At 72.7% G+C, this 15379-nt stretch carries 15 protein-coding genes; 7 read left to right on the top strand and 8 right to left on the bottom strand.

Annotated features, from left to right (window positions below; genetic code table 11):
• Window positions 1–91 precede the first annotated feature (91 nt).
• From ABTZ03_RS35655 to ABTZ03_RS35645, 3 genes are all read right to left on the bottom strand, one after another.
• The gene (locus ABTZ03_RS35655) at window positions 92–391 is read right to left on the bottom strand and encodes a hypothetical protein (RefSeq protein ID WP_350517327.1); all 300 of its coding nucleotides are present in this window, start codon (window positions 389–391) and stop codon (window positions 92–94) included.
• Between the two features lie 239 nt (window positions 392–630).
• A complete protein-coding gene (locus ABTZ03_RS35650; RefSeq protein WP_350517326.1) occupies window positions 631–744 on the bottom strand; it encodes an RICIN domain-containing protein in 114 nt (37 codons plus the stop codon).
• A gap of 5 nt (window positions 745–749) precedes the next feature.
• On the bottom strand, window positions 750–1166 hold the full coding sequence (locus ABTZ03_RS35645) for a hypothetical protein (protein WP_350517325.1): 417 nt from the start codon (window positions 1164–1166) through the stop codon (window positions 750–752).
• A 381-nt stretch (window positions 1167–1547) separates the two neighbouring features.
• Between ABTZ03_RS35645 and ABTZ03_RS35640 the strand changes: the two genes are divergently transcribed.
• Together ABTZ03_RS35640 and ABTZ03_RS35635 are read left to right on the top strand one after the other, a co-directional pair.
• The gene (locus ABTZ03_RS35640; RefSeq protein ID WP_350517324.1) at window positions 1548–2345 is read left to right on the top strand and encodes an AAA family ATPase; all 798 of its coding nucleotides are present in this window, start codon (window positions 1548–1550) and stop codon (window positions 2343–2345) included.
• Between the two features lie 171 nt (window positions 2346–2516).
• Complete coding sequence (locus ABTZ03_RS35635; RefSeq protein WP_350517323.1) at window positions 2517–3995, top strand: hypothetical protein; 1479 nt, start codon at window positions 2517–2519, stop codon at window positions 3993–3995.
• 206 nt (window positions 3996–4201) lie between these two features.
• Here the strand turns inward: ABTZ03_RS35635 and ABTZ03_RS35630 are convergent, their stop codons facing one another.
• Entirely contained in the window at window positions 4202–5566 is a 1365-nt protein-coding gene (locus ABTZ03_RS35630; RefSeq protein WP_350517322.1) for a TIM44-like domain-containing protein, read from the bottom strand.
• 322 nt (window positions 5567–5888) lie between these two features.
• On the opposite strand from ABTZ03_RS35630, the gene ABTZ03_RS35625 reads away from it, so the two are divergent.
• From ABTZ03_RS35625 to ABTZ03_RS35615, 3 genes are all read left to right on the top strand, one after another.
• On the top strand, window positions 5889–6347 hold the full coding sequence (locus tag ABTZ03_RS35625; RefSeq protein ID WP_350517321.1) for a hypothetical protein: 459 nt from the start codon (window positions 5889–5891) through the stop codon (window positions 6345–6347).
• 90 nt (window positions 6348–6437) lie between these two features.
• Window positions 6438–6854, top strand: coding sequence for an FHA domain-containing protein (locus tag ABTZ03_RS35620; RefSeq protein WP_350517320.1), 417 nt, complete (start codon window positions 6438–6440; stop codon window positions 6852–6854).
• A 119-nt stretch (window positions 6855–6973) separates the two neighbouring features.
• Window positions 6974–7384: a hypothetical protein gene (locus tag ABTZ03_RS35615; RefSeq protein ID WP_350517319.1), complete on the top strand. Its 411-nt coding sequence runs from the start codon at window positions 6974–6976 to the stop codon at window positions 7382–7384.
• Between the two features lie 32 nt (window positions 7385–7416).
• On the opposite strand, the gene ABTZ03_RS35610 is transcribed toward ABTZ03_RS35615, so the two are convergent.
• From ABTZ03_RS35610 to ABTZ03_RS35600, 3 genes are all read right to left on the bottom strand, one after another.
• Entirely contained in the window at window positions 7417–8160 is a 744-nt protein-coding gene (locus ABTZ03_RS35610) for a carbonic anhydrase (protein WP_350517318.1), read from the bottom strand.
• A 258-nt stretch (window positions 8161–8418) separates the two neighbouring features.
• Window positions 8419–12015 (bottom strand): carboxylic acid reductase, encoded by a 3597-nt coding sequence (gene car, locus ABTZ03_RS35605; RefSeq protein WP_350517317.1) that lies wholly within the window; start codon window positions 12013–12015, stop codon window positions 8419–8421.
• A 112-nt stretch (window positions 12016–12127) separates the two neighbouring features.
• Entirely contained in the window at window positions 12128–12892 is a 765-nt protein-coding gene (locus ABTZ03_RS35600) for a FadR/GntR family transcriptional regulator (RefSeq protein WP_350517316.1), read from the bottom strand.
• Window positions 12893–12992: 100 nt separating this feature from the next.
• Between ABTZ03_RS35600 and ABTZ03_RS35595 the strand changes: the two genes are divergently transcribed.
• Window positions 12993–13748 carry an alpha/beta fold hydrolase gene (locus ABTZ03_RS35595; protein ID WP_350517315.1) on the top strand — a complete coding sequence of 252 codons (756 nt, stop codon included), beginning with the start codon at window positions 12993–12995 and terminating at the stop codon, window positions 13746–13748.
• Window positions 13741–14199, top strand: a complete 459-nt coding sequence (locus ABTZ03_RS35590) for a MarR family winged helix-turn-helix transcriptional regulator (RefSeq protein ID WP_350517314.1) — start codon at window positions 13741–13743, stop codon at window positions 14197–14199. The genes ABTZ03_RS35595 and ABTZ03_RS35590 overlap by 8 nt, the downstream gene beginning before the upstream one ends.
• 48 nt (window positions 14200–14247) lie before the next feature.
• Here ABTZ03_RS35590 and ABTZ03_RS35585 read toward each other — a convergent pair whose 3' ends face one another.
• Entirely contained in the window at window positions 14248–15276 is a 1029-nt protein-coding gene (locus ABTZ03_RS35585; RefSeq protein WP_350517313.1) for a hypothetical protein, read from the bottom strand.
• Window positions 15277–15379 lie beyond the last annotated feature (103 nt).

Raw genomic sequence — 15379 nt, 5'->3', positions numbered from 1 at the left:
TCGAACCGCGCGGCACCATCGAGACCGAAGCAGCACGCCGCCTCGCCGACGACCTCAACAACCAGTAGTCACCAGCTAACCCAACACTTTCTCAGGCGTTACAGGTGACCTGGGCGACGGAGCGCCAGAGGTACGTGCCGATCTTCATGGTCATCGGGCCGAAGGACAGGTGGCACTGGGCGGCGGTGTAACCCGCGTTCACGCCGTTGCGGAAGGCGCCGGCCCGCGCGGCCATGGCGGCCCCGATGTCGGAGGCACCGAAGCCGTAGGCCGTGTACGTGGCCTGCCCGGTGACCGCGCTGTGGGCGCTGGCCGGCAGGGCGCCGACCGTCAGCAGCAGGGTCCCCGAGGCGACGGCGGTCACGAGCGCACGCTTGAGCGGATTGATCATGTGTCAGATCCTTGTCTCGAAGCCGGTGGCAAAGTCCCGCACGGGCGTTGATCCGCCCGCGGCCCCGATGCTCCCACACAGGAGCCACACAGGCACCACGAATTCCAACAAACGTTCGACACTGCTTCCGCGGTGGTCGACGGGGCCAAAACCCCTACCGTGTACGACCGTTGGGCCGCGGCCAGGTGCTCGGGCAGTCAGGCGGTCGGGCGGTCAGGCGGTCGGGCCCGGCCGGTCGGTCACCAGGTCCACTTGTGGTCGGCGTTCTCACCGCAGGGCCACTGGATGACGTTCTCCCCGTTGTTCTTGCCCGCGCCCTGGACGGCCAGGCACTGGCCGGAGCGGAGGTTCACGAGCCTCAGCGGGCCAGTCGGAACGCGCGGCCCGCAGCCAGCAGCAGGGCAGCGAGGGCGAGGAGGCCGGTCGCGAACGGCCAGGCCCCCTGCGCGGCCGTCCAGGCCGAGCCCAGCAGGTGTGCCACCGCGGCGGCGGTGAACAGGTGCGCCGGGCCGGGCGTACCGCTACGGCGGCGGAAGGAGACGACGGCCGCCCACCCGCAGAACCCCGCCCACAGCACGGCCAGGGCGGGCTGGACCGCCACCCGGAGCCGGAAGAGGTCGGTGCCGTCGTCGTCCAGGTAGGACAGGTCGCGCAGCGTCCACAGCATGACGGCGCTCCACAGGCTCACGAGGAGCTCGGCGACCAAGACGACCCGGGTGGCGACGACCACTATGCGGGCGCCGGCCGTGACGGTGGTCGGGTGGGGGACTGGCACGCGCGTCGCGCCTTTCTGTCAGCTAGGTCGGTTTCGCCCCGGTGGCCGCCGTCAGGCCGACCGCCCTTCGACGCGTACGTGCTGAATACATGTTCGTCCCCCCGGACAGGGTCGGTTCGGGTAGGAACCGACGGTTCAACGGCCAGCGGGTCGATCATAAAGGAATCCCAAGTTCTGGCAAAGGAATTACCATTGCCTCGCAATCGTCAAAAAGGCGGAATATCGGATCCAATGGGACACCGAATGGCAGGACAGCGGCCGTCCCGGAGGTCGCTGCCCCAGGTGGAGATGCTGTGGACGAAGAGCGCGGGGGCGGCCGGGCTCCCCGGGGCCCGGCCGCACCACCGGGGGAGTGTCGGTGCCCGGACCTAGGATCGCCCGATGAGCATCTTCGCCCCGGGGTTCCTGCGCCAGCTCCAGGTCGAGGCGGACCCCGAGGCCCGGGGGTACCCCTTCGACCTGCCCGTGGTCACCCGCCTCATGGAGTCGGGTCGGATCGACTTCGACCCCGGGGTGACGTTCCTGGTCGGCGACAACGGCTCGGGCAAGTCCACCCTGATCGAGGCGCTCGCCACGGCCGCCGGATTCAACGCCGAGGGCGGCTCGACGTCGTTCCGCTTCGCCACCCGGTCCAGCGAGTCCAGCCTGGGGGCTCACCTGGTGCTGCGCTGGAACCGGCGCCCGCGCACCGGCTACTTCCTGCGCGCGGAGAGCTTCTACAACGTCGCCACCGAGATCGAACGCCTGGACCGTGAAGGACCGACCCCACTGCTGCCGGCCTACGGCGGCCGGTCCCCGCACGAACGCTCCCACGGCCAGTCGTTCCTGGACCTCGCGATCCACCGCTTCGGGCCGCAGGGCCTCTACGTCCTCGACGAACCGGAGGCGGCGCTCTCCGTGCAGGGCTGCCTGGCGCTGATGGTCAGGATGCGCGAACTCCTGGCCCAGGGAAGCCAGTTCGTGGTCGCGACGCACTCGCCGATCCTGCTCGCCTACCCGGGCGCCCGGATCCTGCAGCTGGAGGCCGACGGCACCATCGAGCACGTGGGGTACGACCGGGCCGAACCCGTGGCGCTGACCCGCGCGTTCGTGAACCGGCCCGACCGCTTCCTGCGTGACCTGTTCGGCGAGGAGGACCCGTTGCCGCCTCCCCCACCGGACGGCCGTCCCCCGGCCTGACAGCGAACCGATCCCCGCGAGGACGGTGCACCGGCCCCACCCCGTAACCGCGGCCCCGACCACCGCACCCGCGCACGGCGCCCACCCACCGACGGCGCCCACCCACCGGACCGGGGCCGAGCCGGGACCCCGGCCCGACGGGTGGTCATGTGTGCCTGGCATCCTGGCCGCATGGACGCCGACACCCCGACCCCGGTCCACCTCGACAACGTGCTGGACGGGCTGGCGAGGAACCCCGCACTGCCGGCCCCCCTGATCCGGCGGATGTTCGCCCGGCAGCAGGGCTGGGGACTGGTCGCCAAGCGCCCGGACCTCACCGAGTCGATGATCGACGAGATCGTCGCGACCGACGATCACTGGCTCCTGCACGCCCTGGCGCTCAACGACCGGCTGCCGGACCGGTTCCGCATCCTCCTGGCCGCCCATCCGGACGAGGGGATCCGGTCCGCGCTCGCCGGCCGCGCCGCGACCGCGCCGCGGCGGATGTTCGAGCTGCTCGTCGACGACCCCGAGTCGAAGGTCCGCGAAAGCCTGGCCCAGAACCGGGGCACGCCGCCGGACCTCCGGGCCCGCCTCGCCGCCGACCCCGACCCCGCGGTCCGCGCGGCACTGGCGAAGCACTGGACCCAGGCGCCGGAAGCGGTGCGCCGGACCCTGCTGACCGACCCCGAGGCGACCGTCCGCGCCGCGGCCTGCGCCACCCACTTCCCGCGCCACCCGCATCCGGTACCGCCCGCGGACCTGCTGCCGGCCCTGCTCGCGGACCCGGTGACCCGGGCGGGCGCGGTGATCCACGCCGCGCTCGACGCGGAGACCCTCCGGCGCCTCGCCGACGACCCGGACAGCGAGGTGCGCGCGGAGCTCGCCCGGCATCCCGACCTGCCGCCGTCGGTCCGTGAGGCCCTCGCCGTCGATCCGGCCCTGAACGTCCGGGTGAAGGTCTTCGCCCGGCCCGACACGCCGGAGCAGACGCGGGCCCGGATCCACGCCTCGGTCCACGAGCTCGCGCCAGCGGCCGACGACCCGGACCTGGACCCCGACGCCGACGAGGAAACCGTCGTGCAGTGCTTCCTGAACGCCTTCGCGCCCACGGAACTACGGAGCCTGCGCCTGCCGTGGGTGACGGCCGACCCGCTGCCGCACGTCGACTCGCCCTACGTCGGCTTCCGCGCCTCGGCGGCCGGCAGCAAGGACCTTCCCGCCGACGTGGTGGCCCGACTGCTGGACGACGAGGAGCAGATGGTCCGCCTCACCATGGCCTCCACCGCCCCGCACCTGGTGGACCACGCGACCGCCGAGTCCATCGAGCGCCGCTACCGCCGACGGGACAAGTTCACCTTCTGGTGGGACAAGGAGCAGGTCCTGACGTTCCCTCAGGAGACCCTGCGCCGCTTCGCCACCGACCCCGAGCCCCGGCTGCGCTCCCTCGCGCCCCGCGACCCGGAACTGCCCCCGGAACTCGCCGAGCAGCTGGCCGCCGACCCCGAGGACCGGGTCCGCCGCGCGGTCGCGCCCCACCCCAACCTTCCGCCGCCGTCCCTGCACCGCCTGCTCGCCGACTCCTCGGAGCACGTCGCGGAGGCCGCGGCCGCCTCGCCGTTCCTGCCCGTCGACAGCATGGAGCGGCTGCTGACCCGGGCAGGCCTGTAGCCGTCAGCCGTCAGCCGTCAGCCGTCACGACTCCCGGGCCGACCCGCCCCGGTACCGCTCAGCCGGCCGGGCCGACGGGGCCCGTGCATTCGTTGTCGAAACTGGTCCTGCGCGTCGGCCTTGTTCTGCCGGTCGTCCGCCAGCTGCCGCACCGCGTCGTCCCGCACCGCGTCGTCCCGTGCCGCAGCGGCGGGGGCTGGGCGCGGCTACTGGGTGTCGGTGGCGACCACGGTCCAGCCGGCCGAGGCGGTGTCCAGCCGCAGGTCGAAGGTGAAGGCGAGCGGCCGGCGCTTGCGCGCGTCGCCGCGCAGCACCTGTTCGGTGCGGCGGTCGACCTCGTAGTAGACGCCCTGCGCGTCGACCGCGACGCGGAAGACGATCGGCTCGCGGGAGACCAGCGAGCGCACCGTGATCGACGTGATGGCGGCCTCGCGCAGGACGGTCCGGCGGGCCGTGCGGACGGGGGTGAAGTCGAGGCTGCCGTCGTTCATCACCCACTCCTCGAGGAAGCGCTCGACGGCGACTTCGAGGACCGCCCGGTCGAAGCGGCCGTCGAGGACGCTCAGATCGCCGGCGGCGGCGTCGGCGTCGGTGCTCCACGAGATGTTGGTGAGGGAGAGGACGTCGCTGGCCCCCGTGACGGTGCTCTTCCGGGCGACTTCGAGCACCGCGTCCCGGGCGACCTCCTTCTGGTCCCAGCCGTCGGTCTCGATGTCGCTGCTCAGGCGGTGCGCTCCCTCGGCGGCCTGCTCGATCGAGGACACGATCCACTCGCCGGACGGGCTCTTGCGCAGCGTCCAGTACTCGACCGGGCGGGTCGAGCCGTCCTTGCGCACGGCCTGTCGGCCGTCGCCGCGGCGTACGTAGTCGCGCAGCGTCGCGGTGATCCGGAAGGTGACGGTGTCGTTCAGCTCGCCCGCCCGGTTGGCGACGTGGACCAGCTCGACCGCCGGCCCGTCGACGATCTCCACGACGTTGACCTCGCCGCGCGACTCGTAGTCGCGCAGCTCCTCGGCCCACTTGCCGTACAGCACCGGGGACAGGATCTGTTGCAGCGTGGTGTGGTCGTGTCCGGTCCAGGCCTGCTGGGCGGTCGTGTACAGCCACACGGCACGGCGCTCCAGCGCCGCGCGCTCGAAGGTCGCGTCGGTGTCGGCGATGGCGTCGACCCGGGCCGAGACCTGGGCGGCGCGTTCGCGGGCCTGCGCGTCGGAGCGGTGCGCGGTGCGGTCCGAGACGGTGTTGAGCTCGCCCGCCAGCGCCGCCTTGCGGCGCCGGGACCTGATCCACAGGATCAGCAGGATCACGGCCACGATCACCAGCAGGGCGACGAGCCCACCGCCACCGCCACCGGTGCCGAAACCCGTCCCGAAGCCGGTGCCGAAGCCGACTCCGCCCCCGCCGCCGCCCCCGTGGAAGCCGGCCCCGTGGCCGCCACCGCCGCCACCACCGCCGTGGCCCCCGCCGCCGCCGAACCCGTGACCGCCGCCGCCACCGCGGGCATAGGCGACCGTCGGGCTGCTCAGCACGACGGCTCCCGCGACCACACCAATCCACCGGCGGACGCGCACGGGGCCCTCCCTCCACGAACCACAGATCTTCCAGATAAGCGTACAAGCCGGGGATATGCGGACGGCTTGGAGGCCGCCGAGACCGTCCCCGCACCTCGCCGCCCCGCGCACCGGAGGCCGTCGAAGCGGCACTGCGCTCCACGACGAACGACCGAACGACGGCCGATCGAATGGCGGGCCCGGCCGTTCACTCCGATGACCGGGCCGTTCCCTCGCGCGGCGGCTGCCGCCGCCACCTGCCGCCTCCGACGATGGGAGGAGCGCGGCAGGCCGCCCGGCGTCCGGCCCGGTGTCCGAGAGAGCGTGACGGAGGAAGGGTCCGATGACACAACCGACGGGTTCCACCGATCCCCAGCCGACGCCGGGTACAGACACGTTGGAGGGGCTGGCCGGTTCGGCGCGCGGCTGGCACACCATCCAGGTCGGCGTCCTGGGCTTCGTCGGCATCTGCGGCGTTCTGCGCCCCACCGGCGGTGCGGCACCCGCCTCGGTCCAGTGGCTCTCCGCGTCACTGGCCGTGATCGCGCTCGTCATCGCGTGCCTGGCGATCCTCACCGTCGGCCGAGTCGCCTATCCGATCAGCGGTGGCGGTGCCGGCGTCAGCCCGCTCGCGCTCGCCCAAGCCCGCGGACGGCTGCACAGCGGCATCCGGCTCACGATCGTCGCCCTCATCCTGATCGTGACCGCCGCGCTGTCGGGCTGGTGGCCGCAACACGCCGCCGCCCCGGCCGCCCCGGCCCGCGCCGCAGCGGCCGCCCGCCCGCACGGCGGCTCCGCCTGACCCTCGACGGCCGTTCCGCCGCAACCGAGCGGCGGGTCGTGCGCGTCTCCGGCGGAGATCGAGCGATCGGGGCCGGGAGGGAGCACGCCGATGCGGGAGGAGAGGTGGGTCGTGGAGGTCCACGCCGACCACGCGTACTACCGCAGGAACCTCGCGTCGTACGGGGCGGAGTACCGGATTCCCGACTTTCCCGCGGACCGGTCGGTGCGGCGCATCCCGATCACGGGCGAGGGCCGGTTCTCGATCGGCAGGAGCCTGCCGGGACGCCACCGGGTGCCGCCGGAGATCGACCTCGCCCTCGATCCGGGGGTGGGCAGCCACCACGGGCACCTGCAGCAGCAGGACGACGGCAGCCTGGTGCTGATCGCGCAGGAGACGGCGAACGGCACGTTCATGAACGACTCCTGCGACGAGGTCGAGCTCAGGCGGCCGATCTGGCTCCAGGACGGCGACCGCATTCACCTGGGCGTGTGGACCACCATCACGGTGCGTACGGTGCCGCGCTGACGAGTGGGTCTCCCGGGCCCGGGTCCAGGGCTCACGGTCCAGGGCTCAGAGGCCTTTTCGTGTACATGTCCGTTTGTTAGCAGCGCGGCTCGCGCGGACGGACGGGGGACCGGGCGAGCATGACCCGCACCGAGGGGGTGCGGAGCACGACCTACCACTCGCAGTGGCACCTGTTCCCGCTCGGCGAGAGCCGGCGGCCGGAGTCCGGGTCCGTCGTCCTCGAAGCACTCTGCGGGGACTGCCGGGCGCCCGTCAGGGTCGTGCTGGAGTCCGAGCCGACCGCCCTGCAGAAGCAGCGGACCCGCGGCACGCTCGGCTGGCTGCTGCTCGCGGCGGGGATCGCCCTGGTGGTCATCGCCTGCCTGATCGGCGGTGGCGGCGCGGTGCCCGGTCTGTCGGGCGTGAGCGGCCTGATGGCCGTGCTCTACAGCTTCGGCGTGCGCAGCTCGGCGAAGGCCTATCCGGGCGTCCACGTGGAGCGCAACCAGTTCGCCGCCACGGACGCCCCGCACCGGATCTTCGTCAGCTGACGCCGCCGGACGGCGCTGCCCGCGCTTGCCCGTCAGGGCGCCCCGGACAGGACCTCCACCACGCCGGTGTCCAGCGAGTAGTAGGCGCCGACGACGGCCAGGGCGCCCTTCGCCACCAGCGGGGCCAGGTCGGAGTTGGTGCGCAGGTCGGCGGCGGTCAGGGTGACCTGGGCGCGGGACATCGTCTCGACCGGGTCGGCGCCGCCCTCCCGGACCGCCTGGTCGTACGCGGGCCGCAGGGCCTGGGCGATCGCCTCCAGGTTGCCGGGCAGCGGCTTGCCGTCACGGAAGGACCCGTACGCCGCCTTGACCGCGCCGCAGCGCTGGTGCCCGAGGACCACGATGAGGGGGGTGCCACTCGTCACGGGCCCGTACTCGACGGACCCGGTGACGACCGGGCCGACCGCCTCACCGCCCGTGCGCATCACGTACAGGTCGCCGAGGCCGGTGTCGAAGAGGAGCTCGGGCGGGACCCGCGAGTCGATGCAGGAGAGGACCGACCCGAACGGCTCCTGCTCCTGGGCCACCAGCTGACGCCGGTCCGGGTCCCGGTCGGGGTGCTGCAGGTTTCCGCTGACCCAGCGCTTGTTGCCGTCCATCAGCCTGCTGAACGCGGCGGCGGGTGTGGTCGGCCGGGCTTGCGGTGTCGACGACGGCGAAGCGGGGGAGGCGGGGGAGTCCGCCCTCGTCGTCGTGCATCCGGTGAGCGCGAACGCGGCGCTCACCAGCCCGCCCGCGAGCAGTGCCCGACGACTCGGGTGACCGGTTCCGTCCATCGCTGCGTTCCCCTCACTGCTCACTGCCGCTCGGAAGCGTCCCTGGGTGCGGACCAGGCCGATTGTTCGGCCCGGGGCGGGTGCCGTGGCGGCAGGCACGAGCGGGTGCGGGGCACATTGCTGCGGACGGCCCACAGGACCCCGGGGCCCCGTCCGGACGGCCCACCGGTGCGTTGCTCCGCCGGACGGGACGCCGGCGGAGCAACGCCCGGCCGGGGCGAGGACGGTGGCGGTGGCAGTGGCGGCCGGGGGTGCGGGTCAGATCAGGTGCTGCGCCCGGAGGTCGGTCACGTACTTCGCGATGAGGGCCGGTGACAGCCGGGGGATGTCGTCCGCCCCGTCCAGGGCGGCGGCCCGCACCGCGGCGCGGAACCGGTCCGCGGGCAGGGCGGAACCGGGCAGTGGCGTCTCCGGTCGGGCGAAGGCGTGCAGCAGCGGGAGCAGCGAGTGCTGCTTCCGGTGGTCGGGCAGGCCGCGCAGGGCGGTCTCGAAACGGGCGAGCCACTGGGTGTGGTCCTGGACCCGGGTCAGCGGGTGTCCGGCCGCCGCCAGCCAGTCGACGAAGGTGTCGAGGGAGATGCCGTCCTCGTGCGGGTTGACCACGTTGAAGGTCCGGTGGCCCGCGCGTGCGGCGTCACCGAGCGCGGTGACGGCCCGCGCGGTGAAGTCCACCGGGAGCCCGTCATAGTGCGCGCCGCGCTCCCCGGTGCCCCGGGTGTAGAAGCTGCCGGGGGCGATGCCCGTCGCCAGCAGGCTCAGCAGGAGGCGGGTGAAGACGTCCGTGGGGTTGAACTGGCCGCGGTAGCGCGGGTGCGCGAGGATCAGGTTCGAGCGGAAGACGGCGACCGGCAGCCCGAACGTGTCGTGCGCCTCGCGCAGCAGCACCTCGCCGGCCCATTTGCTGGCCGCGTACCCGTCGGCGTAGTCGCCTTCGAGGTCGCGGGTCCGGCAGGCGGTGCGGATGTCCGCCGACTCGTCGGCCGCGGCCTCGTTGCCGAAGACGACGGCGACGGTCGACAGGTAGGTGAACTGCTTGATCCGGGAGGTGACCGCGAGCCGGATCAGTTCGGCGGTTCCCCGGACGTTGGGGCCGAACAGCTGGTCGTAGGGCAGGACGTGGTTGACCAGGGCCGCCGGGTGGACGATCAGGTCGACGGTGTCGGCCAGGTGTCGCCAGGTTGCGTCGTCGAGTCCGAGGTTCGGTTCCCCGATGTCGCCGGGGATCACCCGCAGGTGCCGGGCGGCGGACGTGCGGTAGCGCGCCAGGAGTTCCGGGTCGCCGCTGTCGAAGGCGGCGTCGAGCCGGGCCCGGGCCGTCTCGGGGGAGGAGCCGCGGACCACGCACACCAGCGTGCCACCGCGCTCCGCCACGCGGTCCAGCCATTCGAGGCACAGGAAACGGCCCAGGTAGCCGTTGGCGCCGGTCAGCAGCACGGTCCGGGCCTCGGGCAGCGGACCGGCCTGCTGCTCGGCCGTGACCTTCGCGGCCGTGACCTTGGCGGCGGCGACGGTCTGCGCGTCGAGGAACGCGTCCAGCCGCAGGTCGGCCGCGTCGAGTCGGGTCGCGTCCGGGCCGTGGAGGCTGTCGGCGGTGGGGCGGCCGTGGCCCGACGCGAGTGCCCGTTCGACGTGGTCGGCCACCCGCTGCAGTGAGTTGACCGGGTTGATGACCACGTCGACGGGAACGTCGACGCGGTAGATCTCCTTCAGCAGCCGGGAGAACGACAGCGCCGTGAGGCTGTCGCCGCCGAGGTCGAGGAAGCGTGCCCGCGGCTCCACGTCACCGGTGCGCGGCCCGAGCAGCGCCTGTGCGGCACGGAGCACGGTCTCCGGGACGGGCCGGTCGGGGCCGAGCCGGCGCAGCGCCCGCAGTTCGTCGGCCTCGCGGTCGGACAGTTCGGTGTACAGCGCTTCGAGCTGCTCGCCGTAACGTTTCGTCAGGGCGGGCCGCAACGGCTTGCGCACGCCGGAGAGCAGTCCGTTCTCCTGGCTGAACGGCTCGCTCTCGATGAGGAAGTCCCGTGGGATCTCGTAGGAGTTGAGGCCCGCGCCCCCGGCGAGCTGTCGCAGGGACTCCCGCAGGAGCGGCCTGACGCGTTCCGGGTCCCCGTCGGCGCGGTCGAGGGCGTCCCGGGTCGGCACGACGACCGCGAGCAGGTGGGAGCGGGCGCTGTTGCCGTACAGGAAGATCTGCCGGACGACCGGACTGCCGCCGTACAGCGCCTCCAGGCGGGAGAGCGTGACGAACTCGCCCTGCGACAGCTTGAGGACGTTGGAGCGGCGGTCGACGTACCGCAGCGTGTCCGGGCCGACCAGGGCCATGATGTCGCCGGTGCGGTAGAAGCCGTCCTCGTCGAAGGCCTCGGCGGTGGCGTCCGGGCGCCGGAAGTAGCCGGGGACGAGGCGGTCGGACCGGATCAGCAGTTCGCCCCGGGGGTACGGCGAGTCGGTCCCGAAGTATCCCAACTCGGGTACGTCGACCAGCTTGTGGTCGGTCACCGGTGGGCGCAGCAGCCGGCCGTCGAGGGCGACCGTTCCGGCCTCCGTCGAACCGTAGCCGTCGTGCAGCCTGACCTGGAGGCAGTCCTCGACGAACGCCGTCAGTTCGGCGCTCGGCGGAGCGGAGCCGCTGACGGCCCACAGGAGGCGGCCGCCCACGACCTGCTCCCGCAACTCCGCCTTCGCGTGCTCGGCGGCGGCGGTGGCGGCGCCGTCGTCCGGCTCGGTCCGGCGGGACAACTCGGCCCGGTAGTGCTGGAGGAGCAGGTCGCAGATGCGGGGGACCATCACGAACTCGGTGGGCCGGACCAGCGCGAGGTCCGCCAGGAGCGTCGACAGGTCACCGGACGCGGTGAAGCAGGCGAGGCCGCCCCGGGCGAGCGTGTGGAACAGGACGCCCTTGCCCATCATGTGGCTCAGCGGCAGGTAGTTCAGCGCGATGGAGGGCCGAACGCCCTGGCCGGGGACGAAGTCGAGCCAGAACTGGCTGACCAGCCGCTCGGTGTAGATGGCGCCCTTGGGGGTGCCGGAGCTGCCCGAGGTGTGGATCAGGGTGCTGAGCGCGTCGGCCGCCGACCCGTCGGGGACCTCGGGGAGCTCCGGCAGCGCCCTTCCCCGGTCGATGACCGATGCCAGGGTGTCCAGGACGACGACCCGGTGCTGCGCCGTGAGCCGGCCGCGTGCGGAGTCCAGCGCCTCCTGGTGGGCGGTGACCCCGGGGCGGTGGCCGATGACGACGATCCGGCCCAGCGAGGGGGCGCTCTCCGCCAGTTCGACCGCGACCTCCAGGTGGTCGACGTCCACCACGAGCAGGCGCGGGCCGGTCTGTTCGACGACGGGGGCCAGCTGTAACGCCGGGGCTCCGGCCTGGAGGGGGACGGACACCGCGCCGGAGCGTATGCAGGCCAGCTCCACTACGGCGTACTCGGCGCTCGGGGAGCCGAGGACGGCGACGAGGTCACCGGCTCCCACCGGCTGGCCGGGGTGGTGCCGCCACTCGGCGGCCACCGCGCCCACCCGTTCATGGAGTTCGCGGTAGGTGAGCGTGTCGAACCGCTCCAGCAGGCGCGGCGCGGTCCGGCCGGTCCGCGGGTCGGTGACGAGCTCGGTGGCACGCTCGCCCAGGGCGGGCCGGTCCGCGTACCCCTTCATCACCGTGGCCACCAGGGCGGCGAGCGGCAGTCCGGGCCGCCGGATCGCCTCGGTGACGGCGTCCAGGGGTGCGGTGGCACGGAACTGCGCGTCGGTCTCGTACAGGTGGGCGCTCCGCCGGTCGGTCCGGGCGTCGAGGTCGACGGCGGAGGGTCGTTCGAAGGAAACGGGTCGTTCGGGCGCGGAGGGTCGGGCTTGGGACACGAGTGATCTCCTGTACGGCCGTGAAGGCCCCTTCGGGCGAGGGGAGTTGTCGTGGGGGCGGGGGTGTTCGTCTCCGGGGGAGGGCCGGCGGGTGGGGAGGCCGGCCCCGCGTTCACCGGTCTTCCGTGGCTCCTGGCGCGTCGGTCGCGTCTGGCGTGTCGGGCCCGTCGGGCGCGTCGGTCGCGTCGGTCGCGTCGGTCGCGTGCTCGCGGGTGAGGTGGACGATCGCCGCCGCCGTAGTGCGGGCGCCGCCCTCGTCCCGGGCCTCGATCGCGTCGACGAGCCGCCGGTGCAGCCGGGCGTGCTCCTCGACCTGGGCGGCGTCCCAGGCCAGGCCCCCGAGCGAGGAGGTGAGCGCCGTGCCGAGGTGGTCGTACACCTCGACCAGCAGGTCGTTTCCGCTCGCCCGGACCACGGCCCGGTGGAACAGTGCGTCGACGTTCAGGGCCGCGGCCGGGTCGTCACCGGCGCAGGCCGCGTCGGCGTCGGCCAGCAGTTCCCGCAGCTGCCGCAACTGGTCCTCGTCGCGGCGCAGGGCCGCGGCTCCGGAGGCGTACTCCTCCAGGACGGTCCGCAGCTCCAGCACGTTGTCCCGCCGCGCGGAACTCGCCCGTCGTACCAGGACCGACTGGAGCTCGCTCGACGAGCGGACGTAGGTGCCGTCGCCGGCCCGGGGCTCCAGCAGCCCCAGGTGCACCAGTGCGCCGATCGCCTCCCGCAGGGTGCTGCGGCCGACGCCGAGTTCCTCGACGAGGGCCTGCTCCGGCGGGATCCGCGTCCCCACCGGCCAGCCGCCCGACTCGATGTGGGAGCGGAGGCTGTCCACGAGCTGGGCGGAGAGGCTGGCGGTCCGCCGCGGTGCGCTGATGCGTTTCATGGCAGCACCCTATACAAACATCAGACATTTGAACATCATGCAGAAATTCGATTCGGGAAAAATATGTGTCACGACACATGTGTCGTGTAATGTGTCCGATATGAGCACTTCAGCGAAGAATCCCACCCTGGTCTTCATCCCCTGCTTCTCCGGCGCCCCCTGGAGCGCCGAGCAACTCGCCCCCTACGGCGACGCACCCCGGCGCACGCTGCGCCTGCCCGAGGGCGTCGACGACATGGAGCGGTACGCCGACCACGTGGCGGACGCGGTCGCGGACCTGGACGACTGGGTCCTGGTCGGCGACTCCTTCGGCGCGAACATCGCGCTGGCGCTCGCCACCCGCCGCCCGGAGGGCCTGCGCGCCCTCGTCCTGTCCGGCGGCTTCGCGGCCAACCCGGTCACCTCGAAGCCGTGGAAGGCCCTGATGCGGGTGATCGGCAAGGCCCGCGGCCCGCTCTACCGGCAGCTCACGCTGCGGGCCCACGCCCACCGGCTCGCCTCCCCGTTCGACGGCGAGGGACAGGAGCCCTGGAACGAGGCGCGCAGCCGCGAGCTGTTCCTCGTCAACACCCCGGCCGCGTCCTTCGGTGCGCGCGTGCGGGCCAGCCTCACCGCCGACTACGTCGACGCGCTCGGCCGGGTCCAGGTCCCGACCCTCATCCTGTCCCCCGCGCACGACGTGCTGATCGGCGAGGACGCCTCCCGGACCATGCTCGCCGGCATCCCCGACGCCCGCGAGGTCGTCCTGCCGCGCACCGGCCACATGTTCCGCTTCTCCCACCCGGTCAGCTACGCCGCCGCGGTCGACGACTTCCTCGCCGCCCTGCCGGGAACCCGGGCAGGCGCCGGTGCGTAGGGCCGAACACCTGCGGTTCGCGATCCTGGCGGCCCAGCGCGAGGGCAACCGGCTGCTGATCCAGGCCCTCAAACCCCACGGCATCACCCCCTCCCAGGCCGAGGTGCTGCGCCTGCTCCAGCAGCACGGCACCCTCAGCCTGAGCGGGCTCGGCCAGCTCCTGGTCTGCGAGAGCGGCACCAACCCCAGCCGGCTGGTCGAGCGCGTCGTCGCGGCCGGACTGGTCGAGCGCCGCACCGACGCCGAGGACCGCCGCTACCTCCACCTCAGCCTCACCCCCGCGGGCGAACGCCTGGCCACCGAGGTGGCCGGCATCGAGGAATTCCTCTACGCCGGGATGGACGCCGCCTGCGAGGGCCTGGACACCGACGCGATGCTCACGTTCCTGCACCGGTTCATCGACCCCCTGCCCTCGGGCAAGGCCCTCACCAAGCGCCTCGACCTCGACTGACGCCCCGGCCCCGGCCGTTGCGAGCCTCAGGCCCGGCCGTTGCGAGCGTCAGGCCCGGGGCGTCTGCAGCCAGTCCGCCTCGACGGTCCAGAACAGCTGGCGCGCACCGAGGTAGTCGCGGGCGAAGTCCGTGAACCGTCCGCGGGTGTACGGCCTCCCGGTCCGGGGGTCCTTGGCGTTGATGTCCGGTTCCTGGACGGCCATCGCGACGAGGGGGAGCGAACCCTTGTAATCGTGGAGGAACTTGTAGGAGTTCTCCATCTGGTACGGCCGGTCCGGCAGGGTGTCCGGTCCTCCGACGCCGATCCGGTCCTTCCGGGCGAGGTCGAACATCTCCCTCATGCGGGTGTGGTCGTCGTCGTCCGGCAGGAAGTTGATGTACTGGATGAACTGCGTCCTGGTGAAGACGCTCTTGCCGAAGCGCATGTTGTCGATCTCGGCGTCGATGTAGGAACCGGAGGTGTACGCGGTCCGGTCGTTCGCGGTGTCCACCTCGACCGCGGTCTCCGGCAGGTTCACCCCGGCGAGCCTGCCGTCGAACCGCTGGGCCATCGCCTTCAGCATGGCCTGGAAGTCCGCCCGCACCCCGGTGTTCCACTGCGCGACCATGGCCCCGTGGGTGGTGGGGTTGTCGGGGTTCTCGTCGACCGTCGGCGCGACCCCGCCCTCGTCCTTCACGTACTGGGGGACGTTGGCGTCCGCGAGGGACACGTCGAAGAACCGGTCCTGGACCTGCACGTACAGCTTCTTGTGGCGCTCCTGGAGGTACGTCAGGGCGTCGTCCAGGCGCGACCACCGGTACTCCCCCTTCTTCCCCTCCAGGGCCTTCCAGGGGGCCACCACCTGGACGCCGCCGATGTCCGGCCGGTCGATCATGGCCTTGACCTTGGGGTCCGCGCCGGAGGTGGCGTCCTCGAACGCGCCGAGCGACATGTACAGGTTGTCCGTCACCTTGCCGTGGGCCGCCGAGGCGGTGGTCCGGTGGGGGAGGGGATCCGCGGCGGCCACCCCGACGGTGGTGGTCAGGGCGAGGGCCGCGAGGGCGACGGAGCCGACGGCTCCACGATGCATCATCATGCGCGGGACGCTAGAAGGATGTTCTAAGCCGAACATAAGAACATCGGGGGACGTCCGCCCCGGTGCGGGCGGGTGCCGGCACCGGGGCGGACGGGGAGTACGA

Origin of the sequence: Kitasatospora sp. NPDC096077 (assembly GCF_040303245.1) — a bacterium.
GTDB lineage: Bacteria > Actinomycetota > Actinomycetes > Streptomycetales > Streptomycetaceae > Kitasatospora.
Note: the sequence above shows the minus strand (reverse complement) of the source record. Positions and strands in the feature narration are given on the sequence as shown.